The sequence below is a fragment of the Dellaglioa sp. CoH-57-MRSF-20 genome (genome assembly GCF_056781955.1).
On the sequence record NZ_JBXAXV010000301.1, the window covers coordinates 1 to 251 of the forward strand.

At 51.4% G+C, this 251-nt stretch carries 1 protein-coding gene; it reads right to left on the reverse strand.

Annotation, left to right across the window (positions count from 1 at the left end):
• Window positions 1-198 (reverse strand): hypothetical protein (locus tag AC1RPN_RS09115; protein WP_481763864.1); only part of this gene is annotated, 198 nt, incomplete at its 3' end.
• Between the last annotated feature and the right edge of the window lie 53 nt (window positions 199-251).

Genomic DNA, 251 nt, shown 5'->3' on the forward strand with positions numbered 1-251 from the left:
GATTTGCGGTTCGTCATACATCACTTCAGGCAACACTGAGAAGAGCAATGATTTGCCTACCCCATTCGAGTTTTGCGATGCCTTGCCCGCAGCGCGGTTCAGCCCATAAATGGTGCTAACCCCGCACGGCGGCTCAAACCGCACCGGCTTCTGGTACGGCCCAACTTTTTCCAACTCGATTGCCTGAATAACGTGCATGACTTACCCAAATCCTTATGCGTGTTTGTCCAATTCGATGAACAGATCGTACG